The 18,106-nt window shown below is 44.3% G+C and carries 19 protein-coding genes; all 19 read left to right on the top strand.

Features of this window, described 5'->3' with window-relative positions:
• Nucleotides 1-179 precede the first annotated feature (179 nt).
• The 19 genes from recG to lepB all read left to right on the top strand — a co-directional run bounded on the left by recG (nt 180) and on the right by lepB (nt 18,062).
• Nucleotides 180-2,228, top strand: coding sequence for an ATP-dependent DNA helicase RecG (recG, locus tag J7E35_RS04190; RefSeq protein ID WP_214777227.1), 2,049 nt, complete (start codon nt 180-182; stop codon nt 2,226-2,228).
• Between the two features lie 247 nt (nt 2,229-2,475).
• Nucleotides 2,476-3,045: a transcription factor FapR gene (gene fapR, locus J7E35_RS04185; protein WP_214777225.1), complete on the top strand. Its 570-nt coding sequence runs from the start codon at nt 2,476-2,478 to the stop codon at nt 3,043-3,045.
• A 13-nt stretch (nt 3,046-3,058) separates the two neighbouring features.
• Complete coding sequence (gene plsX / locus J7E35_RS04180; RefSeq protein ID WP_214777222.1) at nt 3,059-4,039, top strand: phosphate acyltransferase PlsX; 981 nt, start codon at nt 3,059-3,061, stop codon at nt 4,037-4,039.
• A 39-nt stretch (nt 4,040-4,078) separates the two neighbouring features.
• Entirely contained in the window at nt 4,079-5,026 is a 948-nt protein-coding gene (fabD, locus tag J7E35_RS04175) for an ACP S-malonyltransferase (RefSeq protein WP_214777220.1), read from the top strand.
• Entirely contained in the window at nt 5,023-5,766 is a 744-nt protein-coding gene (gene fabG, locus J7E35_RS04170) for a 3-oxoacyl-[acyl-carrier-protein] reductase (protein WP_214777218.1), read from the top strand. The genes fabD and fabG overlap by 4 nt, the downstream gene beginning before the upstream one ends.
• 171 nt (nt 5,767-5,937) lie before the next feature.
• Nucleotides 5,938-6,171: an acyl carrier protein gene (locus tag J7E35_RS04165; protein WP_167831778.1), complete on the top strand. Its 234-nt coding sequence runs from the start codon at nt 5,938-5,940 to the stop codon at nt 6,169-6,171.
• Between the two features lie 286 nt (nt 6,172-6,457).
• Nucleotides 6,458-7,231, top strand: coding sequence for a ribonuclease III (gene rnc, locus J7E35_RS04160; RefSeq protein ID WP_214777215.1), 774 nt, complete (start codon nt 6,458-6,460; stop codon nt 7,229-7,231).
• Between the two features lie 62 nt (nt 7,232-7,293).
• Nucleotides 7,294-10,860 carry a chromosome segregation protein SMC gene (gene smc / locus J7E35_RS04155; protein WP_214777213.1) on the top strand — a complete coding sequence of 1,189 codons (3,567 nt, stop codon included), beginning with the start codon at nt 7,294-7,296 and terminating at the stop codon, nt 10,858-10,860.
• Nucleotides 10,861-10,968: 108 nt separating this feature from the next.
• Complete coding sequence (gene ftsY, locus J7E35_RS04150; RefSeq protein WP_214777212.1) at nt 10,969-11,973, top strand: signal recognition particle-docking protein FtsY; 1,005 nt, start codon at nt 10,969-10,971, stop codon at nt 11,971-11,973.
• Nucleotides 11,974-12,073: 100 nt separating this feature from the next.
• Complete coding sequence (locus tag J7E35_RS04145) at nt 12,074-12,403, top strand: putative DNA-binding protein (protein WP_214777210.1); 330 nt, start codon at nt 12,074-12,076, stop codon at nt 12,401-12,403.
• A 13-nt stretch (nt 12,404-12,416) separates the two neighbouring features.
• A complete protein-coding gene (ffh, locus tag J7E35_RS04140; protein ID WP_214777208.1) occupies nt 12,417-13,769 on the top strand; it encodes a signal recognition particle protein in 1,353 nt (450 codons plus the stop codon).
• Between the two features lie 109 nt (nt 13,770-13,878).
• Complete coding sequence (gene rpsP, locus J7E35_RS04135; RefSeq protein WP_167831772.1) at nt 13,879-14,151, top strand: 30S ribosomal protein S16; 273 nt, start codon at nt 13,879-13,881, stop codon at nt 14,149-14,151.
• Nucleotides 14,152-14,165: 14 nt separating this feature from the next.
• Nucleotides 14,166-14,396 (top strand): KH domain-containing protein, encoded by a 231-nt coding sequence (locus tag J7E35_RS04130; RefSeq protein WP_023614919.1) that lies wholly within the window; start codon nt 14,166-14,168, stop codon nt 14,394-14,396.
• A gap of 182 nt (nt 14,397-14,578) precedes the next feature.
• Entirely contained in the window at nt 14,579-14,797 is a 219-nt protein-coding gene (locus J7E35_RS04125) for a hypothetical protein (RefSeq protein WP_214777206.1), read from the top strand.
• Between the two features lie 266 nt (nt 14,798-15,063).
• A complete protein-coding gene (locus J7E35_RS04120) occupies nt 15,064-15,456 on the top strand; it encodes a YlqD family protein (protein ID WP_214777205.1) in 393 nt (130 codons plus the stop codon).
• A gap of 7 nt (nt 15,457-15,463) precedes the next feature.
• The gene (gene rimM / locus J7E35_RS04115) at nt 15,464-15,982 is read left to right on the top strand and encodes a ribosome maturation factor RimM (protein ID WP_214777203.1); all 519 of its coding nucleotides are present in this window, start codon (nt 15,464-15,466) and stop codon (nt 15,980-15,982) included.
• Nucleotides 15,982-16,722, top strand: a complete 741-nt coding sequence (gene trmD, locus J7E35_RS04110) for a tRNA (guanosine(37)-N1)-methyltransferase TrmD (protein WP_214777720.1) — start codon at nt 15,982-15,984, stop codon at nt 16,720-16,722. Before rimM ends, trmD begins: the two co-directional genes overlap by 1 nt.
• Nucleotides 16,723-16,852: 130 nt before the next feature.
• Nucleotides 16,853-17,197, top strand: a complete 345-nt coding sequence (gene rplS, locus J7E35_RS04105) for a 50S ribosomal protein L19 (protein WP_079508409.1) — start codon at nt 16,853-16,855, stop codon at nt 17,195-17,197.
• 310 nt (nt 17,198-17,507) lie between these two features.
• A complete protein-coding gene (lepB, locus tag J7E35_RS04100; RefSeq protein WP_214777201.1) occupies nt 17,508-18,062 on the top strand; it encodes a signal peptidase I in 555 nt (184 codons plus the stop codon).
• Nucleotides 18,063-18,106: the final 44 nt, after the last annotated feature.

Raw genomic sequence — 18,106 nt, 5'->3', positions numbered from 1 at the left:
TTGATTGCATTATTTTATGTGAAAAGATAAACGTAACAGCCGCTGCATTGCCTGAAAAGTAGCAGCGCAGTCGAAAACGGTAAAAGCAGAACTCCAGAAACAGCGTGAGGAGGGGGGAGCGGCAGCACCGATTGGCCGGGAGCTGGAGGTCAGAATTTTCGGTATACCGCTTGATAATCTTGAATGAACAATTAAAACAACCAGTAACAGCAGTTAAAGGAATCGGCAATGAAATGGCGGAGACTCTGGCAGATATGCAAATCAGGACTGTCGGTGACTTGCTTGAATACTTCCCGTACCGTTACGAGGATTATCGCTTGAAGGACTTGGCGGAAGTCAAGCATGACGAGAGAGTCACGGTGGAAGGGACAGTTCACAGTGAGCCTTCTGTTGTATACTATGGCCGCAAAAAGAACCGGCTGACAGTAAGGCTGCTTGTTGGCCGTTATTTAATCATCGCTACATTCTTTAACCAGCCATATCTTAAGCAAAAAATAACTGTCGGGGAAACCATCTCTGTTACCGGGAAATGGGATCAGCACAGGCAGACAATCACCGCAACTCAAATGTCGTTGGGCGAGCATGGAAAGAGCCAGGATTTTGAACCTGTTTATGCTGTAAAAGGAAAAATGACCGTGAAAACGATCAGAAGGCTGATCAAGCAGGCATTTTCTCAGTTCGGTCATGAAATCGGAGAAATTTTGCCAGCAGAACTTCTGCAGAAATACAAACTGCTTAATCGCAGGGATGCTCTGAGGGTCATGCATCTGCCGTCAGATTCAGAGGAGATGAAGCAGGCGAGAAGGAGATTTGTATACGAGGAATTTCTTTTGTTCCAGCTAAAGATGCAGTCATTGAGAAAACTTGAACGGGAACAGAGTCCTGGAATTGCGATTTCATATGAATTGGACAAGCTGAAGACTTTCATCGCGGGATTGCCTTTCCCGCTTACGGGAGCACAGAAACGAGTGGTGAACGAAATCCTTGGGGACATGAAGTCGCCTTACCGCATGAATCGTCTCCTTCAGGGGGATGTTGGCTCGGGTAAAACAGTTGTTGCGGCGATCGCCCTTTATTCGGCAAAGACCGCCGGTTATCAAGGAGCATTGATGGTGCCGACCGAAATACTGGCCGAACAGCACTCGCAATCATTGACACAGTTGCTTGAGCCATTCGGGATAACAGTGGCTCTGTTGACAAGCTCTGTCAAAGGGAAGCGCAGAAGAGAGATGCTTGAACAGCTTAAGCTTGGTGAAATTGACGTGCTGATTGGAACACATGCTTTGATCCAGGATGAAGTGGATTTTCACAACCTGGGACTGGTGATCACGGATGAACAGCACCGTTTTGGCGTGGAACAAAGACGGGTGCTTAGGGAAAAAGGGGAAAATCCTGATGTGCTGTTCATGACCGCGACTCCAATACCAAGAACTCTTGCCATTACTGTATTTGGTGAAATGGATGTCTCTGTCATTGATGAGATGCCAGCTGGTCGTAAAACGATCGAAACCTATTGGGCCAAACATGAAATGCTTGAGCGAGTGCTTGCCTTCATGGAGAAAGAGCTTTCGAAAGGAAGACAAGCCTATGTTATTTGTCCTCTTATCGAGGAGTCTGATAAGCTGGACGTCCAGAACGCCATCGATGTGCACAGCACATTAAGCTTCTATTTTAAAGACCGTTACAAGGTTGGACTTATGCATGGACGCCTCCATTCCGATGAGAAAGACCAGGTCATGAAAGCATTCAGTGAAAACGAGGTGCAAGTTCTCGTTTCGACCACTGTGGTAGAGGTTGGGGTCAATGTCCCGAATGCGACAGTCATGCTGATTTATGACGCTGAGCGATTTGGCCTGGCACAGCTTCACCAATTAAGAGGCAGGGTTGGCCGCGGCAGTGACCAATCGTACTGCATTTTGCTTGCAGACCCGAAAAGTGAAGTCGGCAAAGAGCGAATGAAAATAATGTCCGAAACGAATGACGGGTTTGTTCTCAGTGAAAAAGATTTAGAGTTGAGGGGCCCAGGTGACTTCTTTGGAAAAAAACAAAGCGGCCTGCCGGAATTCAAGGTAGCAGATATGGTCCATGATTATCGTGCGTTAGAAACGGCAAGAAATGACGCAGCCTTGCTAGTCCAATCAGAAACTTTCTGGCAAAGCGGGAAATATAGATTATTACGGCAGTATCTAGCGGAAACAGGTGCTCTTGCCAATGAGAAACTGGATTGACCTGATTGAATCTATTAACGATTAAAAGATTCATAGTATGGACGAAAGCAGATTCAGTTGTGAGTCTGCTTTTGTTATGCACTGGGTTACAGCCATGTAAGTCACAAGGTTTATCTATACCTTGACGCCGATACTTGGGGCTGATTCAGTCCCCGGCGCATTTCGATTTTTCTTCTTGCAATCTTTTTTTATTATATATATACTACTATTAGTACCTAGTCTTAATAGCTCGGGCGGTGTTTAGTAAATGAAACGCAACAAAAGAGAACGTCAGTCTATGTTGACTGAGACGATTAAAGAAAATCCTTTCATAACGGATGAGGAACTGGCCGAAAAATTTTCCGTCAGCATCCAGACAATAAGACTGGACAGACTGGAATTATCAATTCCTGAACTAAGGGAAAGAATTAAGAACGTGGCCGAAAAACGATTCGAAGATGAGGTCCGTTCCTTGCCGCTGGAAGAAGTAATTGGTGAAATCATTGATATTGAACTTGACCATAGTGCCATATCTATTCTGGATATAAAGAGAGAACATGTATTTAAACGAAATAAAATCGCCAGGGGGCACCATTTGTTTGCCCAGGCTAACTCACTGGCCGTTGCCGTTATAAATGATGAGCTTGCATTGACAGCTAAAGCAAATATCCATTTCACAAGATCGGTAAAAGAAGGTGAACGGGTTATCGCTAAAGCGAGAGTCAAAAAAATCGATAACGAAAATGGACGGACACTTGTAGAAGTGATCAGTTTTGTGAACAGTGAAAGTGTTTTTAAAGGCGAGTTTGAAATGTACAGGTCAAAAAATGAAAAGTAAGGGATGAAAAGCGATGAGGCTAGCAGTAGATGCGATGGGCGGAGACAATGCACCAAGAGAAATCGTCCTCGGAGCAATGAAAGCAATTCAAAAATATAGTGACATACATATCGTGCTAGTTGGCGACGAGAAAAGAATAAGGGAGCACCTCACAAATGAAGAGAGGATTGAAATCCTGCATACAGAAGAAGTGATCCTTAGTACAGATGAACCTGTCAGGGCAGTGCGCCGCAAAAAAACAGCTTCAATGGTTCTTGCAGCCCAGCAAGTTGCTGACGGAAATGCGGATGCCTGTATTTCTGCCGGCAATACAGGAGCTTTGATGGCTGCTGGATTGTTTGTGGTAGGAAGAATAGACGGTATTGAAAGGCCGGCCCTGGCGCCGACTCTCCCTACAATTGGCGGAGAAGGCTTCCTGCTTCTGGATGTCGGAGCCAATGCTGATGCAAAACCTGAACACCTTGTCCAATATGCCATCATGGGCTCGATATACAGCGAGAAGGCAAGAGGAATCACAAATCCCCGTGTGGGCTTGTTGAATATTGGGACAGAGGAGAAGAAAGGCAACGAGCTTGTAAGAAACACATATGAATTATTGAAGGAAGCAGATATCAACTTCATCGGCAACGTTGAATCAAGGGACTTGCTTGAGGGAGCCGCGGATGTTGTAGTCGCAGATGGTTTTACCGGAAATATGGTTCTGAAAACCATTGAAGGTACAGCAATGTCGGTTTTTAAAATGCTGAAAACTGCTTTGACTTCCAGCTTTAAAAGCAAGATGGCTGCAGCTGTTCTAAAGCCAGACCTCACCGTACTCAAAAATAAGATGGATTACACGGAATATGGCGGTGCCGGTCTCTTCGGCCTTAAAGCTCCAGTAATCAAAGCTCATGGTTCGTCTGACGCGAATGCTGTTTTTAATTCGATCCGCCAGGCGAGGGAAATGGTAGAGAAGGATGTTTCCGGTACTATCAAAACTGCCATAGTAAAGTGAACAACGAACAAAAAATAACGAGTTAAAGGGGAATCTTTCATGGGAAAAATCGCGTTTTTGTTCCCGGGACAGGGGTCGCAGACAGTAGGGATGGGACAGGCCCTCGCAAATTCAGAGCAATCAGTCTCAGAAACTTTCAAAAAAGCGGACGAGGTCCTGGGTGAAAGCTTAAGCACACTGATTTTTGAAGGACCGCAAGAGAGGCTTACGCTTACGACAAATGCCCAGCCTGCGCTTTTGACAACCAGTATTGCGATTTTGAATTATTTCAGCCAGTTCGGGATCAAGCCAGATTTTACTGCCGGCCATAGTCTGGGTGAATATTCTGCCTTGGTTGCTTCAGAAGCCATTTCGTTTGAAGACGCTGTGTATGCAGTCCGCAAACGTGGAGAGCTCATGGAAGAGGCTGTACCTAATGGAGAAGGAACAATGGCCGCAGTTCTCGGCATGGACCGTGAAAAGCTCATGGATGTGACTGAAACTGTATCAGCTGGCGGTAATCCTGTTCAGCTGGCCAACTTGAATTGTCCTGGACAAATCGTAATCTCTGGTTCTAGAGCTGGTGTGGAAGAAGCCTCTGTGAAAGCAAAGGAAGCTGGTGCCAAACGGGTTATTCCGCTCGATGTCAGCGGTCCGTTCCATTCCTCGCTGATGAAGCCGGCTGCTGGAAGATTTGAAGCCGTACTGGAGAACATCTCTATTAAGGATGCGGCAGTACCGGTGATTGGAAATGTAACTGCCGAACCGATGACAGAAGCTTCGGAATTCAAAAGAAGACTAGTTGAACAGCTGTATTCTCCAGTATTATGGGAGGATACGGTCTCAAAAATGCTGGAACTCGGTGTCGATACTTTTATAGAAATTGGACCGGGTAAGGTTTTGTCAGGACTCGTTAAGAAAGTGGACCGCTCAGCGAGGACGTTCGCCATTTATGATGCAGAAACTTGTGCAGCTGCTGTAGCTGCTCTGAAGGAGGAGAAGGAATGAGACTGGAAGGTAAGGTAGCGCTGGTAACTGGAGCCTCACGTGGGATTGGGCGAGAAATCGCTTTAGAACTTGCCAGGGAAGGTGCGTCAGTGGCTGTCAATTATGCAGGCAGCGAAGCAAAAGCGCTGGAAGTGGTTAATGAAATCAAGGCGATGGGACAGGGTGCTTTTGCCATCCAGGCAGATGTATCCAACTCCGAATCGGTAAATGATATGGCCAAAGAAACGATCGAGCGTTTCGGCAAGCTTGACATACTTGTTAACAATGCGGGAATAACGAAAGATAACCTGTTGATGAGGATGAAAGAATCTGAATGGGATGATGTAATCAACACCAACCTAAAAGGCGTTTTCCTGTGTACAAAAGCAGTTGCTCGACAAATGATGAAGCAGAGAAGCGGAAGAATCATCAATATTTCCTCTATTGTAGGCGTCAGCGGAAATCCTGGGCAGGCTAACTATGTTGCTGCAAAATCCGGAGTGATCGGGCTGACCAAAACAACGGCGAAGGAGCTATCATCCAGAGGCATCACAGTGAACGCTGTGGCACCGGGCTTTATCACGACAGACATGACGGATAAGCTGAACGAGGATGTGAAAACAGAAATGCTCAAGCAGATACCGCTGGCACGTTTCGGTGAGCCAAAAGATATTGCAAGAACCGTCGTCTTCCTCGCATCCGAAGACAGCGCCTATATGACAGGGCAAACCCTACACATAGACGGCGGTATGGTGATGTAGGATTAAGTTTTCAGGGAATTCCAATCCAATAGGATTCTACAATTTTGCCCTGAAAAACAGGCTCTGTTATAATCAAGTCCAATATAAGAGGGTCTAAGATTAAAAAATGATTACAGCCATTTATTAATTAATTAAAATCAACTATAATGGCTTGAGGGGAGGTGAACAAGCATGGCAGACGTTTTAGAACGCGTAACAAAAATTATTGTTGACCGTTTGGGAGTAGATGAATCTCAAGTAACTTTAGAAGCATCTTTTAAAGATGATCTTGGTGCTGATTCCCTTGATGTTGTTGAATTGGTAATGGAATTAGAAGATGAGTTCGACATGGAAATTTCTGATGATGATGCTGAAAAAATCGGTACAGTTGGTGACGCTGTTAACTACATAAATAGCCAAAAGTAATTGTTCGATTTACTGAGAAGCTCCGTTTTTATAAACGGGGCTTTCTTCTGTAAAAAAGGTCTTGTTCAATTTATACCGGTGTAAATTAGGCTCTTGAAAAGTTATTTAAGCTTTAGGATAGTAATCCTAAAAAGTAATCTGCTGGAATTGGCCAAGTTTTTTTGCTTTATTGGCGTTATTTTTTGTAAACTGTTAGTAGTCTGTATTGATTTGCAAACGGCACGAGCAATAATGCCTGCGAATCATTTAATAACAGCTTTAAATTATGAGCAAGGTGGAATAAATCATGCGCAACAATGGAAGAGAAAGAGACAAAAAGAATATCCGCGCAAAGGAGCAGAAATTCAAAGAATTCCAGGACAAAATTGGGATTCAATTTGATAGTGATAAACTGTTAAAACAGGCATTTACACATTCATCCTATGTGAATGAGCATCGCAGAAAGCCTCATGAAGATAATGAGAGGCTGGAGTTTCTTGGTGACGCTGTTTTGGAACTGACTGTATCCCAATTCTTATATAAGAAGTATCCGATGATGAGCGAGGGAGAGCTTACTAAGCTGCGCGCGGCTGTAGTTTGTGAGCCATCGCTTGTGGCCTTTGCGAATGAGCTATCCTTTGGTGAACTTGTTTTGCTTGGCAAGGGAGAAGAAATGACAGGCGGAAGAACAAGGCCTGCCCTTTTGGCAGATGTATTCGAGGCTTTCATCGGTGCCTTATATCTTGATAAAGGAATTGAAACAGTCACTACATTCCTAGAAGAAATTGTGTTTCCAAAAATCAATACCGGTGCTTTTTCTCATGTGATGGATTTTAAAAGCCAGCTTCAAGAACTCGTACAGCGGGACGGTGTCGGCTCGCTTGAATACCGGATTATGAAAGAGATTGGTCCTGCACACAGCCGGGAATTCGAGTCACGTGTCTACCTTAATGGGCAAGAATTAGGGACAGGAACAGGACGCTCGAAGAAGGAAGCAGAGCAGCATGCTGCCCAGATGGCACTGGAAAAATTGAAGTCCCATATGGAAGCCAATTTGGAAACGGACGATAAAAAGCAATAAGGTAAAGAGCAATATAAACAGTCATCTTAGAGAAATAGTTTAACTGGAAAGGGAGAGCCATATTGTTTTTAAAACGATTAGATGTGGTCGGATTTAAATCGTTTGCCGAGAGGATTTCAGTAGAATTCGTTCCAGGTGTGACTGCTGTGGTAGGGCCCAATGGAAGTGGGAAAAGCAATATAACTGATTCCATCCGCTGGGTTCTGGGGGAACAATCAGCCAAGTCGCTCCGCGGGGCAAAAATGGAAGATATCATCTTTGCCGGAAGTGATTCGCGGAAGCCGCTGAATTTTGCAGAAGTAACATTAACCCTCGATAACGAAGATCAATCCTTGCCGCTGGATTACAATGAAGTGAGCGTAACCCGTCGTGTCTACCGTTCAGGTGACAGTGAATATTTAATCAACAAACAGAATTGCCGACTTAAGGATATTGTTGATTTGTTCATGGATTCCGGCCTTGGCCGTGAAGCTTTCTCCATTATCAGCCAGGGCAGGGTTGAGGAAATCCTCAACAGCAAGCCTGAGGACCGCAGGACGATATTTGAGGAAGCTGCGGGTGTTCTTAAATATAAATCCCGCAAGAAGAAAGCGGAAAGCAAGCTTTTTGAAACGCAGGAGAATTTAAATCGGGTAACGGACATCATCCATGAACTAGAAGGTCAGGTAGAGCCGCTGAAAATCCAGGCTTCGATTGCAAAGGATTATCTACAGCAAAAAGAAGAGCTAGAACAGATAGAAGTAGCGCTGACTGCTTTTGAGATTGAAGATTTCCATGGCCGATGGGAGCAGCTGTCCAGGCAGCTTGAACAGCATAAAGAAGATGAAATCAAACAATCTGCCGTCCTTCAGAAAAAAGAAGCGGAAATAGAAAAAATGAGGGACCAGCTTGCCGCGCTGGATGAATCGGTCAGCGATTTGCAGAACGTGCTCCTGCATGCCAGCGAGGAGCTTGAAAAGCTGGAAGGCAGAAGAGAGGTTCTCAAGGAACGAAAAAAGAATGCATCGCAAAACAAAGGGCAGCTCGAAAAGAATATTGAGGAGCTGACCTCTTCTGTTGCACTGCTGGAAAACCAGAAGGCCGAGTATGAAGAATCTGTTTCTGTATTGGCGGCAGAAGCTTCTGCTCTCCAGAAAGAGCTTCAACAGAAGCAGGAGCAGTTAAAGCTTTACAGCGAAGATGTCGAGCATAAAATCGATTCAATAAAAAGTGACTACATCGAGGTGCTGAACGAACAGGCCGGCGCCAAAAATGAGAAGATTTATATTGAGCAACAGCTGCAGCAGCAAGCAGCCAAAGGTTCGAGGCTGGACAATGACAATGATCGCTTTGTCTCAATTCGAGATGAAATCAATGAGAGAAAAGCGGAAATAGAGAAAAAGGTTGCGTCTTCACAGCAGGAGTTGGAGGAGCAGGCTAGAATCTTTTTTGAAGAACAGAAGAAGCTTGAATCCTTAAGGAATAACTACGAGAAGCAAGAGAAAACACTGTATCAGGCATATCAGTACCTGCAGCAAGCTAAATCAAAAAAAGAAATGCTTGAAGAAATGGAAGAGGATTATTCGGGCTTTTTCCAAGGCGTAAAGGAAGTGCTGAAGGCCAGGGATACCCGTCTTCATGGTATAGAAGGTGCGATTGCTGAATTAATCCATGTTCCTAAACAATATGAAACGGCGATTGAAACAGCTCTTGGCGGGGCGATGCAGCATATTGTTGTCCAGAATGAAGAGAATGCGAGAGCTGCAATCCAGTTCCTGAAGCAAAAATCATTCGGCAGGGCTACATTCCTCCCGCTAAGCATCATCAAAGGGAAATATCTGGCTTCTTCACAGCTCGCACTTCTTGCGGATAACAGTGCATATATTGGCACTGCTGCCGATCTGATTCAATATGATCAAAAGTATGCTGAAGTCGTAAAAAGCTTGCTTGGCAATGTAGTGATTGCCAGGGATTTAAAAGGGGCAAATGAAATTGCCAAACTGCTTCAATACCGCAGCCGAATCGTCACACTTGATGGGGATGTGGTGAACACCGGTGGGTCGATGACTGGGGGAGCAGTAAAACAGAAATCGAGTTCATTGCTCAGCCGTAAGGGCGAATTAGAGGATTTAACAAATAAGCTAGCAGAAATGGAAGAAAAGACAAGCCTGCTTGAATCGAAAGTGAAATCATTGAAGGCTGAAACACAAAACAGTGAAATAAGGCTGGAGGCACTGCGGAAAGCAGGGGAAGAGCTTCGCTTTAAGCAGCAGAGCTTGAAGGGTGACCTGCGGGAAGTGGAGCTGGAGCAGAAAAATATCAATGAACGTTTATCGGTATACGATTCTGAAAAGACCCAGCTCGACTCAGACAAGGAAAAGCTAGAATCCAGATTAGTTGAACTCGATGGTTTATTGGCTAAGTTCCATCAGGATCTTGTTCAATTCGATAAAGAAATAGAACGCCTGACGAAGCTGAAGAACTCTAACTCTACTTCCAAGGATACGCTGATTTCTGAAATCAGTGATCTGAAAATCAACCTGGCATCCAAGAAAGAACAGCTCTCCCATGTAAAGGAAAAGCTGGGTTCTGCAGTTTTACAGTCAGATGAGCAATCCAGAAAATTGGATATCCTGAAAGAAGATCTATCTCTTCTTTCCTCCGAAATGACCGATAGTTCATCCGGGGAAACCCAACTGGAAGAAGCGGCAAAAAGAAAGCTGCAGGACAAAAATGAAACGCTTAAGCTGATTTCTTCACGCAGGAATGAGCGCCTTGAGCTTCAAAATAAGCTAGAGGACCAGGAGTTGGAGTCAAAGGAGCTAAGGAGACTTCTCAAGGGCATTAACGAAGTGCTTAAGGATGAGGAGGTAAAACTGAACAGGCTTGATGTCGAACTGGATAATAAGCTTGCTCATCTAAGAGAGGAATATCTGCTTTCATATGAAGCGGCGAAGGAACAATATCCGCTGACAATCCCGGCCGATGAGGCAAGGAGAAAAGTAAAGCTGATCAAAATGGCGATTGAGGAACTGGGAACGGTGAACCTTGGCGCAATTGAAGAATACGACCGTGTCTCAGAGCGTTATGAATTCCTTCTGGAGCAGAAGAATGATCTCCAGGAAGCAAAGGACACATTATTCCTTGTCATCGGGGAAATGGACCATGAAATGAAAAAGCGCTTTGAACAGACTTTCACTGCGATCCGCTCACACTTCGAGTCTGTGTTCCAGGCTTTATTCGGGGGCGGCCGAGCGGACCTGCGGCTGACACAGCCAGATGACCTGTTGAACACCGGGGTTGAAATAGTTGCCCAGCCACCTGGAAAGAAGCTGCAAAACCTTGGATTATTATCTGGCGGTGAGCGGGCGTTGACCGCGATTGCCCTGCTGTTCTCCATTTTGAAGGTTCGTCCAGTACCATTCTGTATTCTGGATGAGGTGGAAGCTGCATTGGATGAAGCCAATGTATACCGTTTCGCTCAATACCTGAAGAAATACCGTGAAGAAACTCAATTTATCGTCATTACTCACCGTAAAGGTACCATGGAGGAAGCGGATGTCCTTTATGGTGTAACCATGCAGGAGTCAGGAGTCTCCAAGCTGGTATCCGTAAGGCTTGAAGATTCGAAAGAACTAGTGAAAAGTTAAAAATTGCAAGCACCTTGTTCCGGGCTCGAGGAGATAGAGGCTGCATCTGGTAAATTCTCGTAGCGGAGCAGGGTTTTAATTGAAATAAAGCAGGAAGGCGATGGAACCATGAGTTTTTTTAAGAAATTAAAAGAAAAGTTCACGACACAGACTGAGACTGTCACAGAGAAATTTAAAGATGGCTTGACCAAAACAAGGGATAACTTCTCCAATAAAGTAAATGACCTTGTTTCGCGCTATCGTAAAGTAGATGAGGAATTTTTCGAAGAGCTTGAAGAAATTTTGATTCAGGCAGACGTTGGCTTTGAAACAGTAATGGAATTAATCGAGGAGCTGAAAAAAGAGGTCAAGCGCCGAAACATCCAGGACACAAAAGAAGTCCAGGGGGTTATCTCCGAGAAGCTCGTTGAGATCTATGAGAACGGGTCTGATGATGACTCTTTCCAGCTCAACATTCAGGAAGACGAGTTGACAGTCATTTTGTTCGTAGGTGTCAATGGTGTCGGCAAAACTACAACCATCGGCAAATTAGCCCATAAATTCAAGAATGAAGGGAAGAATGTCCTGCTTGCTGCAGGAGATACATTCCGTGCAGGTGCAATCGAGCAGCTTGAAGTCTGGGGTGAGCGCGTTGGTGTCGATGTCATCAAGCAGGCTGAAGGGTCTGATCCGGCAGCTGTCATGTATGATGCCGTCCAGTCTGCGAAGTCAAGAAAGGCTGATATCCTGATCTGTGATACAGCCGGCAGATTGCAAAACAAGGTAAACCTAATGAAAGAGCTTGAAAAGGTAAAGCGTGTCATAGAACGTGAGGTGCCGGGAGCTCCTCATGAAGTACTTCTAGTGCTTGATGCCACTACTGGACAGAACGCGTTGATCCAGGCTAAAACATTCAAAGAAGCAACTGACGTAAGCGGTATTGTCCTTACAAAACTTGATGGAACGGCTAAGGGCGGAATTGTACTTGCAATCCGCAATGAGCTGAACATTCCGGTAAAATTTGTAGGGCTGGGAGAAAAAATGGATGACCTTCAGGAATTTGACGCTGAAAGGTATGTTTATGGACTGTTTGCTGACCTGATCGAGGAAGAGGAAGCTGCGGAAGAATCTTGATATACCAGCAAATTGGTGTAAAGAACTTTTCTTGACAGGGAAGATGATCGTGTGTAAACTCTTAATGTAAAGGTATTTCACTTAACATGGGGGAATCGAAATGCTTGAGAAAACGAACCGCATGAATTATTTGTATGACTTTTATCAGGCATTGCTGACTCCAAAACAAAGCAGTTATATGGCTTTATACTATCTTGATGACTATTCCCTCGGGGAGATTGCTGAAGAGTATGATGTTAGCCGGCAGGCTGTATACGACAACATCAAACGTACGGAAGCGATGCTCGAGGAGTATGAAGAGAAGCTGTTGTTGTTCGATAAATTCCAGAGAAGAATCGAGCTGATTTCTAAAATGAAAGAGCTTGCGGGCAATGAAGAGAACAGCCGTACTTTAATTGAAATGATAGCCGAGCTTGAGAAATTAGACTAGGGAGGCACATGATATGGCATTTGAAGGATTGGCCGACCGACTGCAAAATACGATGCAAAAGATTCGCGGAAAAGGCAAGGTCTCCGAAGCGGATGTAAAAGAAATGATGCGAGAGGTCCGTCTGGCTCTTCTAGAGGCTGACGTTAACTTTAAAGTTGTTAAAGACTTTGTCAAAAAAGTCACTGAAAGGGCAATCGGCCAAGAAGTTGTTAAGAGTCTGACTCCAGGACAGCAGGTCATTAAGGTTGTTAAAGAAGAACTTACCGAGCTGATGGGCGGAGAGCAAAGCAAGATCGCTGCCTCCAATCGACCGCCGACAGTCATCATGATGGTCGGACTTCAAGGTGCAGGTAAGACAACTACTACTGGAAAGCTTGCCAATCTTCTGCGCAAAAAATATAACCGAAAGCCTTTGCTTGTAGCGGCGGATATCTATCGTCCTGCTGCCATCAAGCAGCTGGAAACGCTTGGCAAGCAATTGAGCATGCCGGTTTTCTCACTTGGAGACCAGGTCAGCCCAGTTGAAATTGCTAAGCAGGCAATTGCCAAGGCGAAGGAAGACCACAATGATTATGTCCTGATCGATACTGCGGGCCGTCTTCATGTGGACGAAAACTTGATGGATGAGCTTAAGCAGATCAAAGAGCTTTCAAAGCCTGATGAAATCTTCCTTGTCGTCGATGCGATGACAGGTCAGGATGCCGTCAATGTTGCCCAGAGCTTCAATGAACAGCTAGGCTTGACTGGTGTCGTCCTGACAAAGCTTGACGGTGATACACGAGGTGGTGCCGCGCTGTCAATCCGCGCTGTTACCAATACTCCTATCAAGTTTGTTGGTCTTGGTGAAAAGCTTGATGCTCTCGAAGCATTCCACCCAGAAAGGATGGCTTCAAGGATCCTGGGCATGGGTGACGTCCTGACGCTGATTGAAAAAGCTCAGGCAAACGTCGATGAAGAAAAAGCGAAAGAGCTCGAGAAAAAAATGCGCACAGCATCATTTACCCTTGATGACTTCCTGGACCAGCTTGGTCAGGTGAAGAAGATGGGGCCATTGGATGAAATCCTGAAAATGATGCCGGGTGCGAATAAGATCAAGGGCATGAACAATCTTCAAATCGATGAGAAGCAAATCTCGCATGTTGAGGCGATCATTCAGTCAATGACAGCCAACGAAAAGACTCATCCGGAAATCATCAACGCCAACAGGCGGAAACGGATCGCGAAGGGAAGCGGTACATCCATCCAGGAAGTTAACCGTCTGCTCAAGCAATTCGAAGACATGAAAAAGATGATGAAGCAGATGACGAACATGCAGCAAAAAGGCAAGAAAAAGGGCGGTTTCAAGATGCCGTTCAACCCTTTTTAACTTGTAATTTCAGGTATTTTCAGTCTGTAAAGAAAAAACCCTTTACAAGCTGTTTTCAATTTGGTATTATTCTATCTTGTGTGAAACTATTCGGAGGTGCTTATTTAAAATGGCAGTAAAAATTCGTTTAAAGCGTATGGGAGCTAAAAAGTCTCCTTTCTATCGTATCGTAGTAGCTGATTCACGTTCACCACGTGACGGCCGTTTCATCGAGTCTGTAGGAACTTACAACCCGGTTGCACAACCAGCAAAGGTTGAACTTAACGAAGAGTTGGTTCTTAAGTGGTTGAACGACGGTGCAAAACCATCTGATACAGTGCGTAACTTGTTCTCTAAGCAAGGTATCATGGAAAAATTCCACAACTCAAAGCTTAGCAAGTAATTGTGGACATGCCCATGAAAGAATTAATCGAGACGATCGTGAAGCCACTTGTTGATTTTCCTGAAGATGTCCATGTAAATGAACATGAAGAGGATCAGCGCGTGACCTATAAGCTTTCCGTTAACAAAAGTGATATGGGCAAAGTAATTGGTAAGCAGGGACGCGTTGCAAAGGCGATTCGAACAGTAGTCTATGCAGCAGGCTCATCACAGCAAAAGAAGATTTTCTTGGAAATCGTCGAATAACAATCATCTGCGCAAGCAGGGTATAGAAAATTCTATAGTTGATTGTACTAAAAAGGGAGGGGTAACCCTCCTTTTTTCTATTTCCAGAGAATTAAGGTATAATGAATTACCGTAGAGCACAGAGTTATATTGGTGTTCTGGCAGTTTTAGTTAACGACTTATTCATTAGAGTGAGTGATTCAATGAAAGAGAATACTAGGATAGAAAATGTGTCTCAATACGGGTTATTGGAACACAAAATCAAATGGCTGGTCGAAAAAAGTGTCCTTAATACAGGTAATTGGAACACGAAACTAGATGACCGTTTGAAAAAAGTGTCTCAATACGGGTTATTAGAACACAAAATCAAATGGCTGGTCGAAAAAAGTGTCTCAATACAGGTAATTGGAACACGAAACTAGATGTCCGTTTGAAAAAAGTGTCTTAATACGGGTTATTAGAACACGAAACCAAATGGCTGGTCGAAAAAAGTGTCTCAATAAAGCCTGTATGAACACGAAACCAAAATAACCGTTCTAAGAAGAACGAAATGACTGGTTGGAAAAATGGTGCCCCAATAATTTCATGTTTCTTAATAAACAGAGTGTCCGGAACAAGTCATAAGTATAAAAGCATTGGTGCAGCCATAAAGAATGTTTTGCCAGCTTTGCTTTAAGGAGGAAATGCTTTGAAGGTACTGCAAACAATCGTTGTCAAACAGGTACTGACAGAAGAGAGCAAGGAAAGAATCCACCAAAAATATCACTCCAGAAAGCTCCAGCTGCAGAAGGAATGCGATCAATTGAGATTTGAATTGAAGAAGCTCGAAAAATCCAGGAAGTTTCCGCCTGAAACATTGAAGAAGCATTTTGAGCAAGAAATTAAAGTCCATAAAGAAAAAATCAAGCTCCTGGATTTTCAAATAGAACAACTACATATTCTTCCGCTTGGGAGTGAAATTAAAGAAACGGAGCTGCAAGGGATTGTCGAGGTTGGTGTTGGCGACCAATGGGATGAGTTTCTTTCAGGAAAGACTATTATTGTGAAAGATGGTATCGTGGCCGAAATACGCGAGAGGTGATTGGAAAATGGAAAAGTATTTTAATGTCGGAAAGATTGTTAATACACATGGCATCCGCGGGGAAGTTAGAGTGATATCAAGGACTGACTTTCCAGAGGAACGGTATAAGATAGGGAATACTCTATTCTTATTCATGCCCGGTTCAAAGGAGCCGGAGGAATTGGTAGTGAAAAGCCATAGGACCCATAAGAATTTCAACCTGCTGACATTTGAAGGCTTCGACAATGTCAATCAGGTAGAGAAAATGAAGGGCGGCATCCTTAAGGTTCCAGAGACACAGCGCGGCATCCTTGCGGAAGGCGAATTTTATTTCCAGGATATTATTGGCTGCAACATGGTAACGACTGACGGTGAAGAACTTGGCAAGGTAATTGAAATCCTCACTCCGGGTGCAAATGATGTCTGGGTTGTTAAGGGAGCAAATGGCAAGGAACTCCTGATTCCATATATCGAGGACATCGTGAAAAAGGTAGACATCAAGGAAAAGATTATTGAAATTGAGCCAATGGAAGGGCTGCTTTCATGATGAACATCGATGTCCTGTCTATTTTTCCAGAAATGTTTGAGGGTGTGTTTGGCTCTTCAATCTTGAAAAAGGCTGCTGAAAAAGGAGCTGCCGGGTACAATGTCGTCAATTTCCGTGACTTTGCCGATAACAAGCACCAGACAGTGGATGACTATCCATATGGCGGCGGTGCTGGCATGGTGTTAAAGCCTCAGCCGATTTTCGATGCCGTATCCAATTTAAAGGAGCGCGCAAAAAGCACTTCTCCAAGGGTAATCCTTATGTGCCCTCAGGGTGAACGGTATACGCAGAGGAAAGCGGAAGAGCTGGCAAAGGAAGATCATTTGATTTTTATTTGCGGCCATTATGAGGGGTATGATGAGCGAATTCGGGAACATGTCATCACTGACGAGATTTCAATCGGAGATTATGTCCTGACCGGTGGGGAGCTTGGCGCGATGGTTGTCATCGACAGTGTCGTGCGCCTGCTTCCAGGTGTACTTGGCAGCGAAGAGTCCCATATCCAGGATTCTTTCAGCACTGGTCTGCTTGAGCACCCCCATTATACAAGACCGGCAGACTTCCGCGGATTGAAGGTGCCGGATGTTCTGGTCTCTGGCAACCATAAGTTGATCGATGAGTGGCGGACAAAGGAGAGCTTAAGAAGAACCCTGCAGCGCAGGCCAGATCTTTTTGATGAGGCAGAGCTGACAGAACAGCAAAAAAAATGGCTTGATGAACTGATAAAAATGAATGAATAATATTGCAGTCAGGCCCTGTTTATGTTAAGATACTTCTTGTGGCTAAAAGCAAACGTGCTGAATGCCACTTATAACAATGTTCCGCTGCAATGAAAGTGTGCAAGAGCATTCGTGGGAGGAGTTGAATACGATGCAACAATTAATCGAAGAAATCACAAAAGCACAACTTCGCACTGATCTTCCATCTTTCCGTCCTGGTGACACTGTACGTGTACACGTTAAGGTTGTTGAAGGAACTCGCGAACGTATCCAGTTGTTTGAAGGTGTAGTGATTAAGCGTCGTGGCGGTGGAATCAGCGAAACTTTTACAGTACGTAAAGTTTCTTACGGAGTAGGCGTAGAGCGTACTTTCCCTGTTCACACACCAAAAATTGCGAAGCTTGAAGTTATCCGCCGCGGTAAAGTCCGCCGTGCGAAACTTTACTACCTGCGTAACCTGCGTGGTAAGAAAGCTCGTATCAAAGAAATTCGATAAGAATGAATGTCAAAAAGGAGCTTGCCTAGCCAAGCTCCTTTTTCATTCAGTTTCTTTTCCTGGCGAAATGCTAATAAAATGAAACCGCATATGGGCTCTTTTCAAGGAGCGCTTAAATTAGTGTGGCATACATACTCGTAAAAACCAGGTGCCGGTTTTTACTTTGGTCGTACCTAGAACAAAGTTTTCGAAAAAGAGCTTTATTAAATTTATTTTAAAAAATTATCGCCCATCGTGTTTATCTTGTCTGACTTATGTAAAATAAAGTTATGTACTCAAACAACATTTATATCGGAATGGTGGGAAAAGAATGGCCGAGAAAAAGAAGAATGAACTATGGGAATGGACGAAGGCACTCCTGATTGCTGTCGTGCTGGCAGCAGTTATTCGATACTTTTTATTTGCTCCAATAGTGGTAGACGGATTATCCATGATGCCTACGCTCCATGACCAGGACCGGATGATCGTTAACAAGCTCAGCTATAAAATTGGGGAGCCAGAAAGATTCGATATCATCGTCTTTCATGCACCCGAGAACAAAGATTACATAAAAAGAGTAATCGGCCTTCCAGGCGATAAAGTAGAATATAAAAATGATACGCTGTATGTGAATGGGAAAGCATACGAAGAACCATACTTGGAAGAATATAAAGAACAAGTGATTGATGGACCGCTGACAGATCCATTCACACTGGAAGAGAAGATCGGCAGGGAGACTGTTCCTGAAGGCCATCTTTTCGTCATGGGCGATAATCGCCGTTTCAGCAAGGATAGCCGCCACATTGGCACTGTACCATTTGATGAGGTGCTGGGCAAGACTAGCATCATCTACTGGCCAATTGAGGATATACGTACGATAGACTAGGGAATAATAGCACTCCAAAAGGCATACGAAAGTTTACATAATAG

Source organism: Bacillus sp. ISL-45, from assembly GCF_018613195.1.
Classification (GTDB): Bacteria; Bacillota; Bacilli; order Bacillales; family Cytobacillaceae; genus Mesobacillus.
The sequence above is the reverse complement of the archived record's forward strand: the minus strand, read 5'-3'. Positions and strand labels throughout refer to the sequence as shown.

Bases quoted from the DNA above. Each gene is read 5' to 3' on its own strand.
- fapR (WP_214777225.1), top strand. From the start codon at position 2,476: ATGAAACGCAACAAAAGAGAACGTCAGTCTATGTTGACTGAGACGATT.
- plsX (WP_214777222.1), top strand. From the start codon at position 3,059: ATGAGGCTAGCAGTAGATGCGATGGGCGGAGACAATGCACCAAGAGAA.
- fabD (WP_214777220.1), top strand. From the start codon at position 4,079: ATGGGAAAAATCGCGTTTTTGTTCCCGGGACAGGGGTCGCAGACAGTA.
- fabG (WP_214777218.1), top strand. From the start codon at position 5,023: ATGAGACTGGAAGGTAAGGTAGCGCTGGTAACTGGAGCCTCACGTGGG.
- J7E35_RS04165 (WP_167831778.1), top strand. From the start codon at position 5,938: ATGGCAGACGTTTTAGAACGCGTAACAAAAATTATTGTTGACCGTTTG.
- rnc (WP_214777215.1), top strand. From the start codon at position 6,458: ATGCGCAACAATGGAAGAGAAAGAGACAAAAAGAATATCCGCGCAAAG.
- ftsY (WP_214777212.1), top strand. From the start codon at position 10,969: ATGAGTTTTTTTAAGAAATTAAAAGAAAAGTTCACGACACAGACTGAG.
- J7E35_RS04145 (WP_214777210.1), top strand. From the start codon at position 12,074: ATGCTTGAGAAAACGAACCGCATGAATTATTTGTATGACTTTTATCAG.
- ffh (WP_214777208.1), top strand. From the start codon at position 12,417: ATGGCATTTGAAGGATTGGCCGACCGACTGCAAAATACGATGCAAAAG.
- rpsP (WP_167831772.1), top strand. From the start codon at position 13,879: ATGGCAGTAAAAATTCGTTTAAAGCGTATGGGAGCTAAAAAGTCTCCT.
- J7E35_RS04130 (WP_023614919.1), top strand. From the start codon at position 14,166: ATGAAAGAATTAATCGAGACGATCGTGAAGCCACTTGTTGATTTTCCT.
- J7E35_RS04125 (WP_214777206.1), top strand. From the start codon at position 14,579: ATGAAAGAGAATACTAGGATAGAAAATGTGTCTCAATACGGGTTATTG.
- rimM (WP_214777203.1), top strand. From the start codon at position 15,464: ATGGAAAAGTATTTTAATGTCGGAAAGATTGTTAATACACATGGCATC.
- trmD (WP_214777720.1), top strand. From the start codon at position 15,982: ATGAACATCGATGTCCTGTCTATTTTTCCAGAAATGTTTGAGGGTGTG.
- rplS (WP_079508409.1), top strand. From the start codon at position 16,853: ATGCAACAATTAATCGAAGAAATCACAAAAGCACAACTTCGCACTGAT.
- lepB (WP_214777201.1), top strand. From the start codon at position 17,508: ATGGCCGAGAAAAAGAAGAATGAACTATGGGAATGGACGAAGGCACTC.